Below are 1,089 nucleotides of genomic sequence, written 5' to 3'. Positions count from 1 at the left end.
GCCCAGAAACTGAAACTCGCCGCGTGAATTCTACCATTAAGCCCCGTTAAAAACGGGGGGATTACCATGAGGGCAGACTGTTCGTCGCTCGGGTGAAGCCTCCAATAGGGTTTCAGCATTTATGGCGGTAGATGAAGGCTTTCTCGATATGGATGATAACTCCAATGTCTGGGCAAAACGCGGGTCCTGAAGGCGCGAAATGTGGTCTCGGCCCATCCTCAAATGAACGGCTTCAGGTATTGCTAACGGCTTGGTTGGGCCGGGGAACCGGACAGCCCGCTTTCAGGTTTAATCTCACGAAAGCTGCCCTCACGAGCGCGAGGATGTCATACCACAAAGCGCATTAGTAGGGGCACTCCGGTCCACATTCAGCAATGCCGTCGGCTGAGGACATTCCTTTTGCAACCTCAACCCCCTGCCGGCAGATGCGAGCGATTAGTAGTCCTTCGATCTTTTCAAGCTTTATTACTCCTGCACACTCGAGTCCATTTAACTGTGTTCGCAGCTCGCTCTGAGTAGTGGGCAGGCCATAAAACTCCAGACAGCGCGTGAGCACCCGATCATTTGTGGCGCCTCCCAAATCACCACTCATGAGACGCAAAATCGCCAATGCCCGTTCTTCGGCGACAATTTTCTCAATTGGCTTTTGCATATTGGGTTTCGGCATAACTGAACTTGTCACAATAAGATCTCTCATATTACCGATTTTTCCGTGAGGTCGATTAAGTAATCGTCGCCCAATCTAACCCGAACCGGGAGAAGTATTTGCGCAATCGGTCGGCATCGTTCGGCGAGCCAGCTTTTTTCGTACGTGAGGCGGAGAACAAGGCACGGCCCGCGGCACTCAGGCTGGCATGCTGGCGGCAGATTTTAATTGTGCCTGCGAGCTGAATCTGATCGAAACGATCTAGTTCAGCCAGACGCTCCTCGCCTAACATGGTTCGTAGCAAATCCGTCTCGTCATCGCCGCCGGCATACCACACCTGCCGCAACCGCCCGATCTCCTCAGCCACTATCGCCTCGTCGAGGTATCCAGTCCTACGTAGATCTTGCTATCCTGCTGCACGGCTCGTCCCCTATGCGAGAGGC

At 53.5% G+C, this 1,089-nt stretch carries 2 protein-coding genes; both read right to left on the bottom strand.

Going from position 1 to position 1,089, the window contains the following annotated elements; genetic code table 11:
- Positions 1–343 precede the first annotated feature (343 nt).
- Positions 344–697, bottom strand: a complete 354-nt coding sequence (locus tag QQJ84_RS05330) for a VpaChn25_0724 family phage protein (protein ID WP_284257068.1) — start codon at positions 695–697, stop codon at positions 344–346.
- Positions 698–722: 25 nt separating this feature from the next.
- Positions 723–1,013, bottom strand: coding sequence for a hypothetical protein (locus QQJ84_RS05325; RefSeq protein ID WP_284257066.1), 291 nt, complete (start codon positions 1,011–1,013; stop codon positions 723–725).
- Positions 1,014–1,089 lie beyond the last annotated feature (76 nt).

The organism is Acidocella aquatica (assembly GCF_030160635.1).
Taxonomy (GTDB): domain Bacteria; phylum Pseudomonadota; class Alphaproteobacteria; order Acetobacterales; family Acetobacteraceae; genus Acidocella; species Acidocella aquatica.
This window is presented reverse-complemented; position numbering and strand designations above follow the sequence as displayed.

What these genes read in the sequence shown, in the direction of transcription:
- QQJ84_RS05330 (WP_284257068.1), bottom strand. Translation starts at nt 697, where the DNA reads ATGAGAGATCTTATTGTGACAAGTTCAGTTATGCCGAAACCCAATATG.